The sequence below is a fragment of the Pedobacter gandavensis genome, assembly GCF_032678745.1.
GTDB classification, from domain to species: Bacteria; Bacteroidota; Bacteroidia; order Sphingobacteriales; family Sphingobacteriaceae; genus Pedobacter; species Pedobacter gandavensis_C.
Window position 1 is genome coordinate 100,304 of the sequence record NZ_JAVTST010000009.1, and the last position, 20,010, is coordinate 120,313.

Below are 20,010 nucleotides of genomic sequence, written 5' to 3' on the forward strand. Positions count from 1 at the left end.
ACTCGTATTATTTGATTTTTTTCTTTGCAAATTCCATCGCAGCGGCGACAAATTTAACAAAAAGTGGGTGAGGATTAGCAACTGTTGATTTTAATTCTGGATGAAATTGTCCACCAACGAAGAAAGGATGGTTTTTAAGCTCCACAATTTCTACTAAATGGCTATCAGGATTTAATCCTGAAGCAATCATTCCTGCTGCTTCATACTGCTCTAAATACGCATTATTGAACTCATAACGATGTCTGTGACGCTCAGTGATGTGTACTTTTCCATAAGCTGCATAAGCTTTTGTGCCTTTTTTAACATCACATGGATAAGAGCCTAAACGCATAGTACCACCTTTATTGGTAATGGTTTTTTGATCTTCCATCATATTGATCACTGGGTTCTCTGTGTTTTCATCGATTTCAACCGTATTTGCATTGGTTAATCCCAATACATTTCTACCGAATTCAATTACTGCACATTGCATACCTAAACAGATACCGAAGAAAGGAACATCATTTTCACGAACATATTTAATCGCATCAATTTTCCCTTCAATACCACGGCTACCAAAACCTGGAGCAACCAATACACCGTCTAAGTGTGCTAATTTTTCTTTGGCATTGTCTGCATAGATCCCTTCAGAATGGATATATTCTACTTTTACTTTACACTCATTTTTAGCACCTGCATGTACAAAAGATTCAATAATCGATTTGTAAGCATCAGGAAGCTCTACATATTTACCAATCAGACCGATTTTTACTTCTGAAGTAGGGTTTTTCAAACGACCAAGGAAGTCTTTCCAGCTTTCCATATCCGGTTCGTTTTTCTGTGCCAATTTCAATTTGCTCAATACCGTTTTGTCCAATTGCTCTTTCATCATCAACAATGGCACATCATAAATCGTAGAAGCATCAATAGATTCTACTACTGCATTAATGTTTACATTACAGAATAGGGCGATTTTCTTACGAATATCTGCATTGATATGGTGTTCAGTACGACAAACCAAAATATCTGGCTGAATACCGTATTCTAATAATGCTTTTACCGAATGTTGTGTTGGTTTTGTTTTCAATTCACCTGCAGCAGCAAGGAAAGGAATCAAGGTCAAGTGAATTACAATTGCATTGTTTGCACCCTCTTCCCATTTAAACTGACGTACAGCTTCAATAAATGGCAATGATTCAATATCTCCAACAGTACCACCAAGCTCAGTAATTACGATGTCGTATTTACCAGAGTCACCAAGGATGCGCATGTTGCGTTTGATCTCATCAGTGATGTGTGGAACTACCTGAACCGTTTTTCCAAGGTATTCACCCTGTCTTTCCTTGTTGATTACATTTTGATAAATCCTTCCGGTGGTGATGTTATTCGCTTGTGAAGTAGGGATGTTTAAGAAACGCTCATAGTGACCAAGGTCAAGATCTGTTTCAGCACCATCTTCAGTCACAAAGCATTCGCCATGTTCGTATGGATTTAATGTTCCCGGATCGATGTTGATATACGGATCAAATTTTTGAATGGCTACACTGTAACCTCTTGCTTGTAATAATTTGGCTAATGAAGCGGAGATGATGCCCTTACCTAATGAGGAAGTAACACCGCCCGTAACAAAAATATACTTAGTCATGTTTGTGAGTTTCTGAATATAAAGGCAGCTTTATAGGCTACTTTTATTGTTTTTGTACGGGATACAAAGTTAGCAAATAAAACGGAAGCTGAAGGGCTAATTGTGGAAATATTGTTGATGTTACAAAATCAGGACATAAGCACTTATGGTTGATAAAGTTAGAGTACGAAACCATAGAGCCGCTTTTTTATCGCTTCTGGTTTTTGTTTTTGAAGTTCATAATTTCTGGAATAGATTTCTATTAATTTCTTGAAATCTTTCTCTGTTTCCGTCTTTTTTCCTTTTGGTGGAGGAATAATCGCAAGGGATTGCTCCGTGTAGGGCGTTACTTTGGTTGCAAACCATGTACTGAAATAGCGGGGGATTGCCAATCCGAGGATCATACCTGGTAAACCACTAAAACCTTCCGGACCGCCTTTTAACAGAATTTCATCTGTATAAAAAGCGACTACATAAACAGAATCATTGATCACGCCGATCGCTTTCCTACAATCATAGCCCGCAATATTTCGAACTTCATGCATAATTTTCCAGTCTATCTGAGGGATGGTGTCGTTCAACAGGTAATCGTCGCCCATGATGTTCTTTTTAAGGATACGTTTATCCAAATGATAATTCGTATACAGCTCATTTTCATTTTCCAAGGCCCCACCGAAAATAGAAAAATCGGCGGATTCTTCTTCTTTTTTCAAAGGACGGAAGATGGATTTTGAGGCATCAAATGACAATTCCCAATAGTTGATCTTGTACTTTTTCATCCTTTCCTTCATCTCATCAGAAAGACCTAAGTCTGCCAGACTGCGTTGCAGATTCACCTTTTTCTCAAAGATGATCGTCCCATTCGGAATGAAAAGCTGTTGCGCCTTTACCGCGGTAAAAGAGATGGAAAAAAGTAAAAGACAAGCCAGTTGTTTCATCATCAATTATGGATTAGCGGGGGCTTTAGTAAAGTTACCACTTAAATTCCAGTTTATCCCAATCAAAACATAACGTGGAATATAGCTGAATGTGTTTTCAGAGATGATATTTCCACCTACAAAACGGTTGTAACCAATCTTTTGATTGAGGATATCCGTTGCCGTTAGTTTCAGCTCAAAAGCCTCGTTTTTCCCCAGTTTAGTGGCCAGGTAACTGTTCAAGATTACCACATTCAGGTCTGTTCCAAAAGAAGAATTGGCTGGTCGCATTGAAACGGATAAGGTGCCATTAAACTCTGTGCGGTAGGGCAGTTGTACAGTTCCAGATAGTTCATGGTTATGAATGATACTTTTCCCATCATTAATTTCTCCGATAGAAGAGGTGCCATACATCACAGAGGCAGAAGGGGAGTAGGAAATGTCTATTTTGGAGTTGTTATAGCTGAAACTGCCTTTGGCATTGTATTGCGTATTGATAGATTTGTTTTGTACACCATTGATCTTCGCGAGATTAGCAGATCTGTAAAAACTCATATCCAGCCCCATTCTTAAATGAAGCTTTGAAAAGCCTTTGGCGTAATACACATTTCCACTCAGGGAATTATTACCATTTAAATTGATAAAGCTGGCGGTCCTTTTGTTATAATCATCTACGATTTCTGAACTTACAATGGCATTATTTGTGAATCCATAATTCAGGGAACCAGAAAGGAATTGATCTGAATTCATCATAAAACTTGTATACGAAACCGAAAAATTATTGGTAAAAGAAGGTCTTAAATTTGAATTACCAATCACCTGATATAATGGCGTATTAATTTGTGTAACAGGCTGTATCTGTTCAATACTAGGTTGTTGAGGAAAGCCATTATAATTTAAGGCCATACTCGTATTATTGTTGACCTTGTAAAATAGATTGGTGCGGGGGGAGAGGTTCAGGTAGTTTCTTTTGAAAATACTGGCTTTATCCAAATCCTTTAGCTGAAAGTTCGTTTGTGTGGCTTCCAGACCGCTGGAAATGGAAAAACTTTTCACTTTATACTGAAAGATCAATTTACCAATATTGGAAAAATTAATGAATTTGAAATTATTACTCAGGGAATCAATTTTTTGAATACCGTTTGCGCCTGCATCAAATACTAATTTGTTGCTGCTGGAAGCAATGGTTTTGAAGGTGTAGCCAGCTTCCATCGACCATCGTTTCGTTAGCAATTCGGCATAGCTGATTCGGGTACCAATAGAATTCTGTTTGCCTGAGTTGTCTTTAATCAGATTGATGTCTTTACTGTAGTCCCATTGCCCTTGTGGATTGAAATATTCGGTATGGTTTAAACTATTTTCCTTACTATCATTACGCTGACTTTCCGGCTGAATGTCTATCGACAATGCCCGTCCTTTTTTCTTAAACTTTGTTGACCAGTTGATGTTACCGTTAAATAAGTCGCCGGAACCATTTCCAATATTGGATTGATTATTCTTGCTGAGCTGGGTGCCAAATTCATTGGTACTCCCATTCAGACTGGTGGATTCGTTATAACTGCGGTTCTTTTTTAGTCCAAATGATACTTTTAAGACAGATAAAGAGTCGGTATGGTAAGTGTAAGTGCCACGAATATTTTCTCCGGTTACATTAGAATGGTCGTCTGTATTGCCAGTACTGATAAATTGCTGCCCGGAGGGGAGTTTTTCCTGTGAATAGGAGGTCTTATTATTGGTGTTCTGGTTGTTAAATACCTTGAAATTCATTTTTAACCCCATTTTATTGCGGTAAAATTTATCAGAATAATGCGCGCCAAGGTTAATGTTGCTTGGGAGTCCTCCGGTAGAGGAATAATAGTCCTCATCATCATCACCGCCAGAAGAATACATAATGGAACTGCCATCATCTCCAATCTCAATCATATCATAATCTTCTCCTTTGAGCTTCCGCATGGAATTGTTGATTTTAGAATCGTTATCCAGATTGGAATAAGTACCAAAGACGGCCATTTTTAACTTACTTTTAAATGCGCCAATCATCCCCCCATAATCCTGAAAAGCATCGGTTCCGGCATTGCCATCTAAGGTAGTCAGGTACCCATTTTTCGCGTTGTCTTTGAGTTTGATATTAATGGTTTTCTGCTTGATACCATCATCAATTCCAGTAAGCTCAGCGGTTTTGCTCTTTCGTTCATATACCTGAACTTCATCTACGGCATTTGCTTTTAGGTACTTGGTAGCGAGCAAGGGGTCATCGCCAAAAAACTCATCACCATCTACCAGCACCGTTTTCACTTCCTTTCCCTGGGATTTGATCGCGCCATTTTTATCTACCTCAATTCCGGGAAGCCTTTTGAGCAATTCTTGAACATTGGCATTGTTCCGTACTGCGAAACTATCCGCTTGAAAAACTAAGGTATCACCACGCATTCTAATGGCTTTTTTGGTAGCAGCAATAACGACTTCATTCAGTAATTTGGATTTTAACTCCATATTAATTCTTCCGAGGTCAATTACTGTATCTGCTACAATACTGATATTGCGGATATAATCGGCCATTTTAGGGTAACTGATCAGCAGCTGATAATTGCCTTTTTGAATGTTTCCCCATTCGAAACGTCCATTCTTGTCACTGCGTGCTGTTTTTACTAATATAGAATCCACAGACCTGATTAACAGGACTGCAGTATTTTCAAGACCTTTTTTTTCTAAGGTATCAGCAACTAATCCTTTAATGATAGATTTTTGTGCGAATGCCGTGAATGAAAATAAAGTGAAAATTATATAAGTGAAAATTTTTTTCAGCATAGTTTATCCACTAGCCCTCCTAGTGATTTCCTAAATCTAACAAGATTTTTTTTGTCTCTATTAACTTTTAATCATATTCTTTCAAGAATTTAAAATCAAAAAGCGTTAGGCGTTAAATTTTTAAAATAAACGATTGATCGTTACCAGGTTAGTTTTTAAGGTTTAAAGCGAAAATCGGATACTTGAATAGCAAACACATAAGTGTTGTTGAGTACATACACAAGCTATTGCTGGAAGAATTGGAATAAAACCTTAGTACTGCCTCAATCTGGTCAGGTTTCTTTAGGCTATTTTTGGGGTTGTAGTAGGGCTTTGCTAGGGGCAGATATCTAAGGAACCCGCTGTAATGCCCTGCTAACTGTCAAGCGTATCCTGAGCCTTGTAGTTGTATGCATGGCGGCAGTACTGGGGCTTCATTTGGATGTGTAGATTTTGAATGGAGTTGGGGAGGAGCGGACTAGGAAAACTTCCGGGCATAAAAAAGGCCCGAATAAAATCCGGGCACTTTTGTTAAAGTATATTTGGTTAGAATATGCAGGTTTGGGTTGTTATTTCTTTGTTTATGTTTCTTTGATTATTTAAATATAATGCAAAATATAGTTTAATCACAATATAATTTTCAACTTTTTTCATAAAGCGAATGAAAATATCAGATTATCCCGCTTTGCAGGCTTTTCGAAAGGATATCAGGAAGGATTTAATTTTACTTGCAACAGCTATAATATGGTAAAACCTGTTTTTTTTGAGCCGACCAGGCGATGTAAACTTCAGTCTCATTAGACAAGCGGTATTTAAATCCGTTTAGTCCGGTACGTTTTAGCTCATTATAAAAGTCCTTGTCTGGTGTATTTTTATCAGGGTTCTCATTTTCAGTCACCGCAGGTTCCAGAAAGTTCTCCTCATCCAGAAACAATTTCAGTTCCTGCTGCATAAATTCCAACTGTTTTGCCTTCTTTTTCAGGTCAAGCGTAGAGGAGTAATTTTTCAACAGTTCCGTTGCTTTAAATTCCTTTTGATAAATCTGCTGGCCATCATGAGCGGTAATGGTAAAATTCATGATCATATCCGCCGGTTTCTCTCCTTTTAAGACCACTTTAAAGGTGTCCAGGAGCAAAGTGTCGCTGAAAGCTTTTAATACGGTGTGACCTTTTAAATTGTTTTTTAAATCCTCTGCAGAAACAGTGGTTTTATTGCCTTTACAGGCAGCAAGAACGCAAAGGAATAACAGAAGGTAAGCGTAGTGTTTCTTCATAAGGAGGAATTAGTTAAGATCCCAGTATCTTTTTAAGGTCTTCCGGAGTATCTATTGCAATCGTTTCAATAGCAGTTACCCTGGTTTGAATCGCATAGCCGTTTTCTACCCATCTCAACTGCTCCAGACTTTCGGCAATTTCGAGCGAAGAGGGAGGTAGTTGGGTGATTTCCTGTAATACAGACGCCGTATATCCGTAAATGCCAATATGTTTATAGAACAAATGTGCTTTCAACCAGTTTTCTTTTTCTGAATTTCGAAGATAAGGAATGGTCTGGCGACTAAAATAAACGGCTTCCTTTTTCGCGTTCAATATCACTTTGGGCAAGTTGTGGTTAAACAACTCTGCTTCGGTATGGATTTCTTTAATCAAGGTAGCCAGTTGTACTTCCGGATCTGCAAAGCAGGATACCAGGAGGTCTATCTGTGCCGGGTCAATGAAAGGTTCATCGCCCTGGATATTGATCAGGACATCAAAACCTGGAAGTTGTCTGGCAACTTCTGCACAACGGTCCGTACCGCTTTGGTGCTCCGAACCAGTCATGATGTACTCGCCACCAAAACTTTTCAACTCCTCAGCAATACGCTCATCGTCTGTAGCCACTACCACTTTGTCTAGCCCTGTCGCTTTAAGCGCCTGTTCATAAACCCTGCGGATCATGCTTTTCCCCTGAATATCCACTAATGGTTTTCCGGGGAAACGCGTAGAAGCAAAGCGGGCTGGAATTACACCAAGTACCTTCATCTTAGAATAAACCGTTTATTTCTGCATCAATAGATCGGATAATACTGCCCAGATCTTCTGGGTTATTCGTGAAATCAAGCTTATTCTTATCAAGAATCAGTAATTTCCCCATATTGTAATCTTTAATCCAGGCTTCATATTTTTCATTCAGCTTCGATAAATAATCAATTCGGATACTGGCTTCATACTCACGGCCACGGCGCTGGATATTATTTACTAGCGTAGGAACCGAGGCACGCAGGTACACCAATAAATCCGGTGGTTTGATAAATGAGGTAATATTCTCAAATATGTCACGGTAATTGTTGTGATCCCTGGTGGTCATTAAGCCCATTTCATGAAGATTCTCTGCGAAAATATGCGCATCCTCATAAATGGTTCTATCCTGAATTACATTACGCTTATTATTTTCAATGTCTACAATCTGCTGAAAACGACTGTTTAAGAAGTAAATCTGTAAGTTAAAGCTCCATCGTTTCATGTCGCTATAAAAATCTTCCAGATAAGGATTGTCCTCAACTTCCTCGTACAGCGCCTCCCAGCCATAATGTTTGGCAAGTAATTCTGTTAATGTGGTTTTACCGGCACCAATATTTCCAACTATAGCTATATGCATATTTTAATAATTTATCTAGCTTCCGTAGCTATATGATCTAATTTTAAGACTAAAAGGATTTGAATCCGATCAGTTCTCTTGCTTCTTTAATGGTTTTTTGTGCGCTTTCTCTGGCTTTTAATGCACCATGTTTCGCTACCTGACGTAAATAAGAAGTGTCTTTAGAAAGTTCTTCAATTTTTTCACGGATAGGGGTATTGAAAACGATCATGTCTTCTGCAAGTTGTTTTTTGAAATCGCCATAACGAATCTCACATTTGTTATATAGACCATCGAAATGAGCCATAGTATCTGCCGGAGAAACGATTTTCATTAAATCAAATAAGTTTTGAATCGCCTCTGGTTTTGGCTGATTGTCTTCCGTTGGTCCACCGTCTGTTACTGCACGGGAAACTTTTTTACGGATAATTTCAGGGCTGTCAGCAAGGTAAATGCAACTTCCTTCACCAGAAGATTTACTCATTTTTCCTTTTCCATCTAATCCGGGAACTTTTACCAGGTTCTCTGAATAGTTGAAAGCAAATGATTCAGGGAAAAGGTCTGTCTTGTACATTCTGTTGAAACGATTTCCGAAAGTACGGGTCATTTCCAGGTGCTGTTCCTGATCTTTTCCTACTGGAACTTTAGTCGCTTTGTGGATCAAAATATCCGCAGCCATTAAGGTTGGATAAGTTAATAAACCAGCATTTACATTGTCTGATTGTGATCTGATTTTGTCTTTAAAAGAAGCACTGCGCTCCAATTCGCCCATATAGGCATTCATATTCAAGTATAAATACAACTCTGCAACTTCAGGAACGTCAGACTGAACATAGATGGTGGTTTCTTCCGGATCAATTCCGCAAGCAAGATATTCTACTAATACATGTTTTACATAACCATGAAGATCGTCAGGAGTTGGGTGTGTGGTTAAAGAATGAAGGTCGGCAATGAAAAAGTAGCAATTGTAATCGTATTGCATCTTCACAAAGTTTTTAACCGCACCAAAATAATTTCCCAGGTGTAATTTTCCTGTAGGACGTATCCCGCTAACTACCGTTTCTTTCATGCAACGAAATTAAGAAAAAACAGGTATTGGGGAGGCCTATAATTTCATTTTTATCTTTTATAAACTGCTTTAATAAGGAATTTACATTGGAATGAGGATTTTAGCAGTGCTGTCTTTAAAAAAATAGTAGCTTTGAATCAATGATCCGACTCTTAAAGCATAGCCATCGAATCTATTCTATCTTTATTATCCTGTCGCTTTCGGTAGTATTTTATCCTTTTTACTATGCCGCTGCACAGTCTCCGAAAGGATATCTAACGCTCAACAGGCTACGAAAAGCCAATAGCTTTCTCAGTAGCTGGCTCACGGGCTTCTTTTTTAGGTTCACTTTTGAGCAGCCTTTAGACAAAAATCAGACCTATATATATTGCGCCAACCATACGTCCAACCTGGACATCATGATTTTTTGTATCCTCGCACAGGGGAAATTTCATTTTATGGGGAAGGAGGCATTGTTGAAGAATCCGATGTTGAAAATCTTTTTTAAAACGATCGATATTCCGGTAAACAGGGATAGTAATATTTCGGCTTTTAGAGCTTTTAAAAAGGCTGGAGAGCGACTGGAAGCGGGTTGGAGCCTGATTATCTTCCCGGAAGGAGGGATTGACGGACATCATTATCCGCCTGTTCTGCAGTCTTTTAAGAATGGTCCATTCCGCCTAGCCATAGAGAAAAACCTGTCTATTGTTCCCGTAAGTTTATCCGATGTCTGGAAAAAGATGTGGGATGATGGCTCAAAATATGGTAGTACGCCGGGAATTTGTGATATTTACATCCATCAGCCGGTTGATACCGCTGATTTAACGATAACAGATGCAGATCAGTTAAAAGAACGCATCTTTGATTTAATAAATAGTAAACTGCTTAGCGCATGACCATAGATAAAGAAACCATATATAAGGTGGCCGACCTGGCCCGAATCGCCATTGAAGAGAAAGAAGTCGATAGCCTAATGGGGGATATGAATAAGATTCTTACCTTTATGGAACAGCTCAATGAGTTGGATACCAAAGGGGTAGCGCCATTGGTGTATATGAATGAAGAAGAGAATGTTTGGCGTGAAGATGTGGTGAAACAAGAAATTTCTGTGGCAGATGGATTGAAAAATGCAGCGAAACACAATGAAAACTTCTTTATGGTGCCTAAAATCTTAGAAAAATAAAGCCGGATGTAACATTCGAGGGTAGGTTGCCGTCTAAAACAAAAACCAGAATAATTTAGCTACCAATGGAAAAAGCGTTAATCAACATCAAAGATATAGGCCGTAAATACGTGATCGGATCAGAAGTGATCCATGCTTTAAAATCAGTTTCATTGGATATCCAAAAAGGTGAATTTGTAGCATTAATGGGGCCATCAGGTTCCGGGAAATCTACCTTGATGAATATTCTGGGTTGTTTAGATACCCCAAGTAAAGGTACGTATGTGCTAAATGGGATCAATGTAAGTCAGATGACAGAGAATGAACTGGCAGAAGTTCGTAACAAGGAAATCGGCTTTGTATTCCAGACTTTTAATTTATTACCACGCTCTACTTCCCTGGATAATGTGGCTCTGCCATTGATTTATGCAGGCGCAAATAAAAAGGAACGTGATGCAAGAGCGCACAAGGCATTGGAAAATGTAGGTTTGGGAAATCGTGTAATGCACAAGCCAAACGAACTTTCCGGTGGTCAGCGACAAAGGGTAGCCGTAGCTAGAGCTTTAATCAATAATCCTTCGATAATCCTTGCCGATGAACCTACAGGTAACCTGGATACTAAAACATCAGTAGAAATTATGGGCCTGCTAGAAGAAATTCACAGCAAAGGAAATACAATTATTCTCGTTACTCACGAGGAAGATATCGCACAACACGCCCACCGTATCGTACGTATGCGTGATGGTTTGATTGAAAATGATTACCTGAATACAGATATCAAAACGGTTTCTCCACGCCTTGTTAAATTAGAGCAAAGTGGTGATGACTTCGAAAAAATTGGTTAATTTTCCAATATGAAGATATATACCAAAACCGGCGACAAAGGGTTGACTTCCTTAATTGGTGGAACCCGTGTGCCTAAGTTCCACTTACGCATCGAATGCTATGGAACGGTAGATGAGCTGAACTCTTATATCGGACTCATCATGTGCCAGGAAATTGATCCCCACCATCAGAAAGTGTTGAAGGAAATTCAGGACAGGTTATTTACGGTTGGCGCTGCATTAGCTGCTGATCCTGAAAAATCGAGAATGAAAATCCCGGATCTCCACGATGCGGACATTACCCTGCTCGAAGAGGAGATGGACAATATGAACACATTGTTGCCAGAATTGAAACATTTTGTGTTACCAGGAGGTACAACAGTGGTTTCCTATTGCCACTTAGCCCGTTGTGTATGCAGACGTGCTGAACGTTTGACTGTACATTTGGCGTCTGAAAGCTTTGTTGACGAAAAAATGACGATATATTTGAACCGTTTAAGCGATTATTTATTTGTTTTGGCACGTAAACTGAACTTAGACGCAAAAGCAACGGAAAACATCTGGATTCCAAGGCTCTAAAAATGGTTGAAAAAAAGTTTGTTTTGCTCAGGTTTTTTAATATACTTTTGCGAAACGAATAGAATAACTTAATTAGGATAGGAAATATGTATTGGACACTAGAACTCGCATCGCATTTGGAAGACGCTCCATGGCCTGCAACAAAAGACGAATTAATTGATTACGGGATAAGATCAGGCGCACCAGTAGAGGTGATTGAAAATTTACAAGCTTTGGAAGATGATGGGGAACCATACGAAACCATCGAAGAAATTTGGCCAGATTATCCTACTAAAGATGATTTCTTCTTCAACGAAGACGAATACTAATCTTCAAGGAAGACGATATTTTTAACTGTAAAGGTCCTGTAAACACAGGGCCTTTTTTTTGTGCCAGAACTTTTTTGGAATGATGATTGTTTATGTAATGTCATGGGTTGTAAAAATAACCTCAATTAATTTCATCTAAAAATACAGATCTTAAAATCAAACGTTATGGGAAATTTACTTTATTTAGTAGCAGTCGTATTAGTGATATTATGGGTGATTGGGTTCTTCTTTCAAGGATTTGGCCCTAATGTAGGTAGTCTGATTCATGTTCTTTTGGTGATTGCTGTGATCGCTATCATTCTGAAAATTATCAACAGAGCAGCTTAATTTTCTTATTTATTCTTTAATATAGTTAGAGGCTTCTGAGAAAATCAGAAGCCTTTCTTTTTTAAGATCGAAGCAATTTCCAAATCCTCAGGATAGGTAATCTTTATGTTTTCCCTGGCTCCTTCAATCACCTGGATCTGATAGCCGGCATACTCCACTACGGAAGCATCATCGGTGAATTCATTTCTGAAAGGTTGCTGATAAGCTTTCCTCAATAGCTCTATTGCAAAGGTTTGTGGGGTCTGGATCATGAGCAGGTTCTCGCGGTTTAAGGCCTCAGTCTTACCTTCTATATTGATGATCCTCACAGAATCTGTAGCCTTTACGCCGGCAACGGCATTGCCATTCGCTTCGGCAGCAGCAAAAGAACGTGAAATCAGAGCCGAAGAGACCAATGGGCGAACGGCATCATGGATAGCCACGATTCCTTTGCCTTTAATGGCCTTTAAACCGTTTTTAACGGAGTGAAAACGCTGTTCCCCACCCTTTACTACTAAATGCTTAACGCTAAAGCTGTGGGCTTTGCAGAGTTCTTCCCAGTATTGGTGCTGGTGGATGTTTAAAACAAGCAGTATTTCAGGTTGTAACTCAGCATTCGCAAAGGCCTCCAGGGTATGCATCAGGATAGGTTTGCCATCCAACAGCAAAAACTGCTTGGCAATATCGCTCTGCATTCTTGATCCGGAACCTCCTGCGACTATAATTGCGTAATACTTCATGATTGGGCTAAAAAAGATGTTGGGAATGGTGCTAAACAAAAATAGGAGATCCAAACCTTAATGGTTCAAAATCTCCTATTTTAATCGTTATATTTTTAATTAGATGATCAACATCGCATCTCCATAACTGTAGAAGCGGTATTTTTCTTTTAAAGCTACTTCATAAGCATTTCTTACGTAATCGTATCCACCAAAAGCACTTACCATCATCAGTAGCGTAGATTCAGGAGTGTGGAAATTGGTAATCATTGAATTCGCAATGCTGAAATCATAAGGAGGGAAGATGAATTTGCTCGTCCAGTCGTTTGCTGGTTTTAACAATTTTCCTGAAGAAACAGCAGATTCAATCGCACGCATAGAAGTTGTCCCTACCGCACAGATTCTTCTTTTTTCTTCAATCGCTTTGTTTACGATATTCGCATCTTTCTGCTCAATAATGAATTGCTCAGAATCCATTTTATGTTTCGTTAAGTCTTCTACTTCCACAGATCTGAAAGTACCTAAACCTACATGTAAGGTTACTTCTGCAAAGTTTATACCTTTCAGTTCCAGACGTTTCATCAACTCTCTGCTGAAGTGTAATCCTGCTGTAGGAGCTGCAACCGCACCTTCATGCTTAGCGAAGATGGTTTGGTAACGCTCTTTATCCTGAGCAGTAGCTTTACGCTTGATATATTTTGGAAGTGGAGTTTCTCCTAGAATTTCAATGTTTTTTCTGAACTCTTCGTCAGTACCGTCAAATAAAAAACGAATGGTACGTCCGCGGGAAGTAGTATTGTCTACAACTTCTGCAACCAATAGGTCGTCATCACCGAAGTATAGCTTGTTTCCAACACGAATTTTACGAGCAGGGTCTACTAAAACGTCCCATAAACGCAACTCTTTGTTCAATTCACGTAGCAAAAATACTTCAATCGTTGCACCAGTTTTTTCTTTATTGCCGTATAAACGTGCAGGAAAAACTTTGGTGTTGTTTAAAATCATGACATCCTGGTCGTCAAAATAACTTAAAACATCCTTGAATATTTTATGTTCAATTTTGCCACTATCTTTATGCAAAACCATTAAACGGGCTTCGTCCCTATGCTCTGAAGGATTATTGGCAACTAATGATTCAGGTAGATTAAACTTAAATTGAGATAACTTCATATTTTTTCGATGTGATAATTAAGGGCGCAAATTTACGAAATATAATTTTGTTTTCCACAAATAATCCGCAGAGTATGTCCCTGAATTGTTAAATATTCAATGCCTATCCGGTTTTTTTTAAGGTCACCGACTATTTAAAGTGCTTAGTCAACTGAATTTATTTTGGATGATAAATCAGTTTTATTATTTAATATTAAATTTATTAATAAATATTGTAATATTTAAATGGTTCAATTGGTTTTTTGACGGTATACATCTATTTTTAGTACTACCGTGTATTTTTTATATTATATAAGATTTCACTGTAACCTTTTTGGCTATTTTTGGTCTAAACCCTAATTATGATTATTCTCAGACTAATAGGCGAAAGTTTTCGATTTGCACTAGATGCGCTACGCCAAAATAAAACGCGTACCATGCTTTCCTTATTGGGAATCACCATCGGTATATTCACCATTATCTTCGTTTTCTCTGCTGTAGATACCCTGAGAGGTAAATTGCAGGCGAGTATTGATAAACTAGGTTCCAGTACGGTATTCGTGCAAAAATGGCCTTGGGGTGGATTCGGTGATTACCCATGGTGGAAATATGTGAACAGACCTGAACCATCATTGAGGGATTATGAAGGACTGAAAGATCGTTTGGAATATGTAGAAGGTGTTTCCTATGAAATTTCTGCCAATGGTAGAACCATAAAATATAGAAGTAACTCCGTAGAAGGTGGTGCCATCAGGGCCGCTTCGCAGGATTTTAATAAAACCTGGAATCTGGACTTTCAAGAGGGTAGGTATTTTACAGAAAGTGAAGGGAAATCCGGCTCACCGGTGGTTATTATTGGTGCCGATATCGCCGATGGTTTGTTTAATGGTGAGCCTGCGATCGGTAAAGCGATTTCTGTAATGGGAAGAAGATTAACCGTTGTGGGCGTGTTTAAGAAAGAGGGAGAAGATATGATGGGCATGTCCCAGGATAAAAATGTCCTGATGCCGATCAATTTTGCCAAAGGGATTATGGATGTTGAGAGTGAACGATATGATCCTACAATCACGGTAAGAGGTAAGGATTATGTCGCCCTCGAGGAAGTGGAAAGTGAGATCAGAGGTGCATTAAGAGCGATTAGACGAACTAAGCCAGGGGCAGAAGATGATTTTGCACTGAATAAAAGTACCATCGCCTCCAATCAGCTCGATCAGATGTTCGGTGTGGTAGATATCGCAGGTTGGGTAATCGGTGGTTTCTCGATCCTTGTCGGAGGTTTTGGTATTGCCAATATTATGTTCGTTTCTGTGAAAGAACGGACCAATATTATCGGAATTCAGAAGTCGCTGGGCGCAAAGAATTATTTTATTCTGTTGCAGTTCCTGTTTGAGGCAATTGCACTGTGTTTATTAGGAGGGGCTTTTGGATTGTTATTGGTTTATTTGCTGACACTCGGACTCACCGCAGGCGGATTTGAAATGACACTGTTTATGAAGAATATTATACTTGGATTTACGATATCAGTAGTGATAGGGGTGATTTCAGGCTTTTGGCCAGCATATTCGGCGTCGAGACTAGACCCTGTTGAAGCAATTCGCTCGTAATTAGGACTTGTGCCTGTTACAATGCAGGTCGATACTCCTCAAAGGCTGAAACCTTTTCCGCTGAAGGGCGGAAAACTTTCTAGGCCTTTTCCGAGATCAATCTGCACTGTAACGATGTTCCTTTGGGATATTTACTCGCTACACTAAATAGCATGATGGAAAGCATGGTGGATAGCATGGTGGATAGCAATAAAATGGACATCTAGCTTTGAAGACATTCGAATGTTTGCCCTTCAGCAAAGATTCGGGGATGAAAAGCGGATGGTTATTTTATTTACTTAATTATTTAAATAATTGATGAGTTTTATAAGGCACAAAAAAGCCGGTTTCTGTTTAGGAAACCGGCTTTTTTTATGAAGTATGTTATCTTAGCTTAATTTTGATAAAGCATTTTTGATTCTCAATACAGCATCTCTTAATTTATCTTCCGCAGCAGCGTAAGAAATTCTGATACAATCTTCGTTACCGAATGCTTCACCTGTTACTGTAGAAACATGAGCTTCGTTTAATAGGTAAAGACAAAGATCTTCTGCATTAGTGATTTTGTAATCGCCAGTGCTAGTTCCGAAATAAGCTTTAACCTCTGGGAAGAAGTAGAAAGCACCATCAGGAAGGTTTACTTTGATGTTTGGAATCTCTTTTAATAAAGAGTAAACGATATCTCTACGGCTTCTGAATTCATCTACCATCGCGCTTACAGATTCTAAACCACCTTGGTAAGCGTGTAAAGCAGCACGTTGTGCAATAGAAGAAGTTCCCGAAGTTACTTGTCCCTGCATTTTATCGCAAGCATTAGCAATTTCTTTGTTGGAGGCCATATAGCCTACACGCCATCCAGTCATTGCATAAGATTTTGAGAAACCATTGATTAAGATCACTCTGTCTTTGATAGAATCAAATTCAGCAATCGAAGCATGTTTTCCTACAAAGTTAATGTGTTCGTAAATCTCATCAGAGATGATATAGATATTTGGATATTTCTCAAATACAGCAACCAGGTCAGCAAGTTCTTCTTTCGAATAAACAGATCCTGTAGGGTTACATGGAGAAGAGAACATGAACAATTTGGTTTTAGGCGTGATTGCCGCCTCCAATTGTGCACCAGTAATTTTAAAGTTGTTTTCTACGGTAGCATTGATAAATACTGTTTCGCCTTCCGCAAGTTTGATCATTTCTGAGTAAGATACCCAGTAAGGAGTAGGTACAATAACCTCTTCTCCAGGGTTTACAAGACACATTACCGCATTGGCCAAAGATTGTTTTGCGCCAGTAGAAACTACGATTTGATCAAAACCATAGTTTAGTCCATTTTCTCTCAATAACTTATCAGCAATTGCCTTACGTAATTCAGGATAACCTGATACAGGAGTATAATAAGAGTAGTTTTCGTCCACAGCGATCTTCGCTGCATCCTTTACAAACTCTGGAGTAAAGAAATCTGGTTCACCGAAGCTAAGGTTGATTACATCGATCCCTTTTGAGGATAGCTCTCTACCTAACTTTGCCATTTTAATGGTCTGTGACTCTGAAAGGTTATTGATTCTGTTGGATAAAAATGTCATAATATTTTGTGCGCAAGCAAATATAATTTTGTGAGAACGCAAATATATAAACCTAACGGAATTATAAACTAAAAAAAATACTTTTTAATGTAGTTTGCTGGTTAAAACGTATTTTTGACGGCTAAACTCTGCCAATTGTTACCTCAGAAAAAAGCAATACTCGTTTCCTTATGCATTAGTGTCATTTTGATGCTCGCTAAATTTGGAGCGTATTTTATGACACATTCCAATGCCATCCTTACGGATGCGGCAGAAAGCATTGTCAATGTTCTGGCCAGCGGTTTTGCTTTTTACAGCATCTACCTCGCCACACTCCCGAAAGATGAAAATCATCCCTATGGACATGGGAAAGTTGAATTCTTCTCCGCTTTTGTGGAGGGCATACTGATCGCCATCGCCGGATTAATTATCGTTTTTAAATCTAGTTACGACCTGGTTTTTCCTCGCGAAATCAAACAGCTTTTTGAAGGAGCAATCATTATCGGTGTTACCGGAATTGTGAACCTGCTGGTAGGCCTTTACCTGATTAATACCGGTAAAAAGCATCGCTCCATTACATTGGAAGCCGATGGGAAACACCTCATGACCGACGCGATTACCAGTGCCGGCCTGGTGGTAGGGATCATTTTAATACAAATCACACAGATATTCTGGCTGGATAGTGTCATCTCTATTCTACTCGGATTATATATTATCTATAACGGATACAAGCTCACCAGGAGATCGGTAGGCGGATTGATGGACGAAAGTAATGTAGAGCTGGTCAAAGAAATTGTAGCCATACTACAGGAAAATAGACAGGAATCCTGGATTGATGTCCATAATTTAAGGGCACAACAATATGGCGCAGATCTTCACATTGATTGTCACATTACTTTACCTTATTATTTTGACCTTAATCAGGTTCATCATGAAATATCTGCCATTGATCAATTGATCAATGTGAATGCAGCACATACTACAGAACTTTTTATCCACGCAGATCCTTGCTTGCCGGCATGTTGCAACTATTGCAAGATGAAAAACTGTAAGGTCAGACAGGAAGAGTTCCGCAAGGAAATTCCATGGACAGTGGACAATGCAACAAAAAATCAAAAACATTTCGATCAATGAGTTATTTTAACGTAAGGGTATACGGCCTGCTTATTAATGCTGACAATCAAGTACTGATCAGTGATGAGCAGTCTGGAGGGAGGATTTTTAGTAAATTCCCTGGTGGTGGACTAGAGCTGGGTGAAGGCCTGATCGACGCACTCAAAAGAGAGTTTATGGAAGAGTGTAATGCCGAAGTAGAAGTACTGGAGCATATTTATACCACCGACTTCTATGAGCAATCGTCCTTTAATGACAGTCAGATTTTAAGTATTTATTATATGGTAAAAGAGGTTCAGCCCTTATTACTGGATTTTAAAACCATCCCTTTTGACTTTGATGGGGATAGCTTGCAGGCTTTCAGATGGGTAGATTTAAAAGACCTTAAAGTGGAAGATGTTACTTTTAAAACAGATCAGAAAGTAGTTGAATTACTAGTCAACAAAAATATTTAAGCATGACTTTAGCAGAAAGAGATCAGAAAGTAATCTGGCACCCTTATACTCAAATGAAAAATGCTTTACCGCATATTCCAATTGTTAGGGGAGAGGGTGTATACCTATTTGATGAAGATGGGAAGAAGTATATTGATGCTGTTTCCAGCTGGTGGGTGAATATTCATGGACATGCACATCCCCATATTGCTAAAAAAGTAGCAGAGCAACTGAATGTGTTGGAGCATGTGATTTTTGCTGGCTTTACTCATGAACCAGCAGTGTTACTGGCTGAAAGATTATTGGAAATCCTTCCTGCAGGCCAGGAAAAGGTTTTTTATACCGATAATGGATCTACAGCAGTTGAAGTGGCCCTGAAAATGTGTTTGCAGTTTTGGTCTAACAGCGGAAGTACCACACGTACTAAGATCATCGCTTTTAAAGATGCTTACCATGGGGATACCTTTGGTGCAATGTCTGTAAGTGGTCGTAGTATTTTTACCGGACCTTTCAGTTCTATGCTGTTTGATGTGGAATTTATCGATCTTCCTACTGCTGCGAATATTGAGCAGATCAAGTCTAAAATCAATTACCTGAGTAATGAGGTAGCTTGTTTCATCTTTGAACCGATGGTGCTTGGTGCCGGAGGGATGCTGATGTATGAGGCTGAACACCTGGATCAACTGATTGAAACTTGTCAGAAGCATGGAATTTTGACCATCGCTGATGAAGTAATGACAGGTTTTGGTCGTACAGGAACTTACTTTGCCTGTGAAACCTTAACCAACGCTCCTGATATTTTCTGTCTTTCTAAAGGACTTACCGGTGGTACGATGCCATTAGGTGTAACCACTTGTAATCAGAAAGTATTTGAAGCATTTTTAAGCGAAGATAAACTGAAGACTTTATACCACGGACATTCTTTTACGGCCAATCCAGTGGCTTGTGCCGCTTCTTTGGCCAGTATGGATATTCTGCTGAGTCCGGAAACTTTGCCAAATATCCAACGGATAAAAGCAAAGAATGAGGCATTTGCAGCGCAGATAAAGGACCATCCAAAGCTTAAAGATGTGCGTCAGAAAGGGACTATTCTAGTGATGGAATGGGAAACAGGAAACGATACTTCCTATTTAAGCGGATTGAGAAATCAACTTTATCTTTATTTCCTGGATAGAGGAATTGTGTTAAGGCCTTTAGGAAATATTATATACATTTTACCTCCATACATCATCAGCGATGAGGACCTGGATTATATTTATGAGACCATTACCCAGGCCTTAGACGAAATTTAAAAGCGCGATCA

20 protein-coding genes are annotated in these 20,010 nt (G+C 39.0%); 10 read left to right on the forward strand and 10 right to left on the reverse strand.

Going from position 1 to position 20,010, the window contains the following annotated elements; all coding sequences use genetic code 11:
• Positions 1 to 7 precede the first annotated feature (7 nt).
• From R2S10_RS21715 to trpS, 7 genes are all read right to left on the reverse strand, one after another.
• Positions 8 to 1,624 carry a CTP synthase gene (locus tag R2S10_RS21715; protein WP_316842519.1) on the reverse strand — a complete coding sequence of 539 codons (1,617 nt, stop codon included), beginning with the start codon at positions 1,622 to 1,624 and terminating at the stop codon, positions 8 to 10.
• A gap of 158 nt (positions 1,625 to 1,782) precedes the next feature.
• The gene (locus tag R2S10_RS21720) at positions 1,783 to 2,544 is read right to left on the reverse strand and encodes a GLPGLI family protein (protein WP_316842520.1); all 762 of its coding nucleotides are present in this window, start codon (positions 2,542 to 2,544) and stop codon (positions 1,783 to 1,785) included.
• Between the two features lie 3 nt (positions 2,545 to 2,547).
• Positions 2,548 to 5,328, reverse strand: coding sequence for an outer membrane beta-barrel protein (locus R2S10_RS21725; RefSeq protein ID WP_316842521.1), 2,781 nt, complete (start codon positions 5,326 to 5,328; stop codon positions 2,548 to 2,550).
• 703 nt (positions 5,329 to 6,031) lie between these two features.
• The gene (locus tag R2S10_RS21730; protein WP_316842522.1) at positions 6,032 to 6,580 is read right to left on the reverse strand and encodes a hypothetical protein; all 549 of its coding nucleotides are present in this window, start codon (positions 6,578 to 6,580) and stop codon (positions 6,032 to 6,034) included.
• A gap of 13 nt (positions 6,581 to 6,593) precedes the next feature.
• A complete protein-coding gene (gene kdsB, locus R2S10_RS21735) occupies positions 6,594 to 7,325 on the reverse strand; it encodes a 3-deoxy-manno-octulosonate cytidylyltransferase (protein ID WP_316842523.1) in 732 nt (243 codons plus the stop codon).
• Between the two features lies 1 nt (position 7,326).
• Positions 7,327 to 7,941, reverse strand: coding sequence for a deoxynucleoside kinase (locus R2S10_RS21740; protein WP_182955057.1), 615 nt, complete (start codon positions 7,939 to 7,941; stop codon positions 7,327 to 7,329).
• 49 nt (positions 7,942 to 7,990) lie between these two features.
• On the reverse strand, positions 7,991 to 8,989 hold the full coding sequence (gene trpS, locus R2S10_RS21745; RefSeq protein ID WP_316842524.1) for a tryptophan--tRNA ligase: 999 nt from the start codon (positions 8,987 to 8,989) through the stop codon (positions 7,991 to 7,993).
• A gap of 140 nt (positions 8,990 to 9,129) precedes the next feature.
• On the opposite strand from trpS, the gene R2S10_RS21750 reads away from it, so the two are divergent.
• From R2S10_RS21750 to R2S10_RS21775, 6 genes are all read left to right on the forward strand, one after another.
• Positions 9,130 to 9,864, forward strand: a complete 735-nt coding sequence (locus tag R2S10_RS21750; RefSeq protein WP_316842526.1) for a lysophospholipid acyltransferase family protein — start codon at positions 9,130 to 9,132, stop codon at positions 9,862 to 9,864.
• Positions 9,861 to 10,151, forward strand: coding sequence for an Asp-tRNA(Asn)/Glu-tRNA(Gln) amidotransferase subunit GatC (gene gatC / locus R2S10_RS21755; RefSeq protein ID WP_187666921.1), 291 nt, complete (start codon positions 9,861 to 9,863; stop codon positions 10,149 to 10,151). The genes R2S10_RS21750 and gatC overlap by 4 nt, the downstream gene beginning before the upstream one ends.
• Positions 10,152 to 10,216: 65 nt before the next feature.
• Positions 10,217 to 10,975: an ABC transporter ATP-binding protein gene (locus R2S10_RS21760; RefSeq protein WP_316842528.1), complete on the forward strand. Its 759-nt coding sequence runs from the start codon at positions 10,217 to 10,219 to the stop codon at positions 10,973 to 10,975.
• Between the two features lie 9 nt (positions 10,976 to 10,984).
• Complete coding sequence (locus R2S10_RS21765; RefSeq protein WP_316842529.1) at positions 10,985 to 11,533, forward strand: cob(I)yrinic acid a,c-diamide adenosyltransferase; 549 nt, start codon at positions 10,985 to 10,987, stop codon at positions 11,531 to 11,533.
• Between the two features lie 86 nt (positions 11,534 to 11,619).
• The gene (locus R2S10_RS21770) at positions 11,620 to 11,841 is read left to right on the forward strand and encodes a DUF2795 domain-containing protein (RefSeq protein WP_008240955.1); all 222 of its coding nucleotides are present in this window, start codon (positions 11,620 to 11,622) and stop codon (positions 11,839 to 11,841) included.
• 165 nt (positions 11,842 to 12,006) lie between these two features.
• Positions 12,007 to 12,168: a lmo0937 family membrane protein gene (locus R2S10_RS21775; RefSeq protein ID WP_265840187.1), complete on the forward strand. Its 162-nt coding sequence runs from the start codon at positions 12,007 to 12,009 to the stop codon at positions 12,166 to 12,168.
• A 44-nt stretch (positions 12,169 to 12,212) separates the two neighbouring features.
• Here the strand turns inward: R2S10_RS21775 and R2S10_RS21780 are convergent, their stop codons facing one another.
• Positions 12,213 to 12,887, reverse strand: coding sequence for a 2-C-methyl-D-erythritol 4-phosphate cytidylyltransferase (locus tag R2S10_RS21780; protein ID WP_316842530.1), 675 nt, complete (start codon positions 12,885 to 12,887; stop codon positions 12,213 to 12,215).
• A gap of 99 nt (positions 12,888 to 12,986) precedes the next feature.
• On the reverse strand, positions 12,987 to 14,036 hold the full coding sequence (gene queA / locus R2S10_RS21785; protein WP_316842531.1) for a tRNA preQ1(34) S-adenosylmethionine ribosyltransferase-isomerase QueA: 1,050 nt from the start codon (positions 14,034 to 14,036) through the stop codon (positions 12,987 to 12,989).
• A 341-nt stretch (positions 14,037 to 14,377) separates the two neighbouring features.
• On the opposite strand from queA, the gene R2S10_RS21790 reads away from it, so the two are divergent.
• A complete protein-coding gene (locus tag R2S10_RS21790) occupies positions 14,378 to 15,619 on the forward strand; it encodes an ABC transporter permease (RefSeq protein ID WP_316842532.1) in 1,242 nt (413 codons plus the stop codon).
• A 368-nt stretch (positions 15,620 to 15,987) separates the two neighbouring features.
• Here R2S10_RS21790 and R2S10_RS21795 read toward each other — a convergent pair whose 3' ends face one another.
• On the reverse strand, positions 15,988 to 17,181 hold the full coding sequence (locus tag R2S10_RS21795) for a pyridoxal phosphate-dependent aminotransferase (protein ID WP_316842533.1): 1,194 nt from the start codon (positions 17,179 to 17,181) through the stop codon (positions 15,988 to 15,990).
• Between the two features lie 189 nt (positions 17,182 to 17,370).
• Here R2S10_RS21795 and R2S10_RS21800 point away from each other — a divergent pair, with 189 nt between their 5' ends.
• The 3 genes from R2S10_RS21800 to bioA are packed head-to-tail and all read left to right on the forward strand — an operon-like array spanning position 17,371 to position 19,999.
• A complete protein-coding gene (locus tag R2S10_RS21800) occupies positions 17,371 to 18,294 on the forward strand; it encodes a cation diffusion facilitator family transporter (RefSeq protein ID WP_410479016.1) in 924 nt (307 codons plus the stop codon).
• Positions 18,291 to 18,728 (forward strand): NUDIX domain-containing protein, encoded by a 438-nt coding sequence (locus R2S10_RS21805; RefSeq protein WP_316842535.1) that lies wholly within the window; start codon positions 18,291 to 18,293, stop codon positions 18,726 to 18,728. The genes R2S10_RS21800 and R2S10_RS21805 overlap by 4 nt, the downstream gene beginning before the upstream one ends.
• Before the next feature lie 2 nt (positions 18,729 to 18,730).
• Positions 18,731 to 19,999 carry an adenosylmethionine--8-amino-7-oxononanoate transaminase gene (bioA, locus tag R2S10_RS21810; protein ID WP_316842536.1) on the forward strand — a complete coding sequence of 423 codons (1,269 nt, stop codon included), beginning with the start codon at positions 18,731 to 18,733 and terminating at the stop codon, positions 19,997 to 19,999.
• Positions 20,000 to 20,010 lie beyond the last annotated feature (11 nt).

Excerpts from the sequence above, each read along its gene's own strand:
- R2S10_RS21715 (WP_316842519.1), bottom strand. The coding sequence starts at position 1,624 with ATGACTAAGTATATTTTTGTTACGGGCGGTGTTACTTCCTCATTAGGT.
- R2S10_RS21720 (WP_316842520.1), bottom strand. The coding sequence starts at position 2,544 with ATGATGAAACAACTGGCTTGTCTTTTACTTTTTTCCATCTCTTTTACC.
- R2S10_RS21725 (WP_316842521.1), bottom strand. The coding sequence starts at position 5,328 with ATGCTGAAAAAAATTTTCACTTATATAATTTTCACTTTATTTTCATTC.
- R2S10_RS21730 (WP_316842522.1), bottom strand. The coding sequence starts at position 6,580 with ATGAAGAAACACTACGCTTACCTTCTGTTATTCCTTTGCGTTCTTGCT.
- kdsB (WP_316842523.1), bottom strand. The coding sequence starts at position 7,325 with ATGAAGGTACTTGGTGTAATTCCAGCCCGCTTTGCTTCTACGCGTTTC.
- R2S10_RS21740 (WP_182955057.1), bottom strand. The coding sequence starts at position 7,941 with ATGCATATAGCTATAGTTGGAAATATTGGTGCCGGTAAAACCACATTA.
- trpS (WP_316842524.1), bottom strand. The coding sequence starts at position 8,989 with ATGAAAGAAACGGTAGTTAGCGGGATACGTCCTACAGGAAAATTACAC.
- R2S10_RS21750 (WP_316842526.1), top strand. The coding sequence starts at position 9,130 with ATGATCCGACTCTTAAAGCATAGCCATCGAATCTATTCTATCTTTATT.
- gatC (WP_187666921.1), top strand. The coding sequence starts at position 9,861 with ATGACCATAGATAAAGAAACCATATATAAGGTGGCCGACCTGGCCCGA.
- R2S10_RS21760 (WP_316842528.1), top strand. The coding sequence starts at position 10,217 with ATGGAAAAAGCGTTAATCAACATCAAAGATATAGGCCGTAAATACGTG.
- R2S10_RS21765 (WP_316842529.1), top strand. The coding sequence starts at position 10,985 with ATGAAGATATATACCAAAACCGGCGACAAAGGGTTGACTTCCTTAATT.
- R2S10_RS21770 (WP_008240955.1), top strand. The coding sequence starts at position 11,620 with ATGTATTGGACACTAGAACTCGCATCGCATTTGGAAGACGCTCCATGG.
- R2S10_RS21775 (WP_265840187.1), top strand. The coding sequence starts at position 12,007 with ATGGGAAATTTACTTTATTTAGTAGCAGTCGTATTAGTGATATTATGG.
- R2S10_RS21780 (WP_316842530.1), bottom strand. The coding sequence starts at position 12,887 with ATGAAGTATTACGCAATTATAGTCGCAGGAGGTTCCGGATCAAGAATG.
- queA (WP_316842531.1), bottom strand. The coding sequence starts at position 14,036 with ATGAAGTTATCTCAATTTAAGTTTAATCTACCTGAATCATTAGTTGCC.
- R2S10_RS21790 (WP_316842532.1), top strand. The coding sequence starts at position 14,378 with ATGATTATTCTCAGACTAATAGGCGAAAGTTTTCGATTTGCACTAGAT.
- R2S10_RS21795 (WP_316842533.1), bottom strand. The coding sequence starts at position 17,181 with ATGACATTTTTATCCAACAGAATCAATAACCTTTCAGAGTCACAGACC.
- R2S10_RS21800 (WP_410479016.1), top strand. The coding sequence starts at position 17,371 with ATGCTCGCTAAATTTGGAGCGTATTTTATGACACATTCCAATGCCATC.
- R2S10_RS21805 (WP_316842535.1), top strand. The coding sequence starts at position 18,291 with ATGAGTTATTTTAACGTAAGGGTATACGGCCTGCTTATTAATGCTGAC.
- bioA (WP_316842536.1), top strand. The coding sequence starts at position 18,731 with ATGACTTTAGCAGAAAGAGATCAGAAAGTAATCTGGCACCCTTATACT.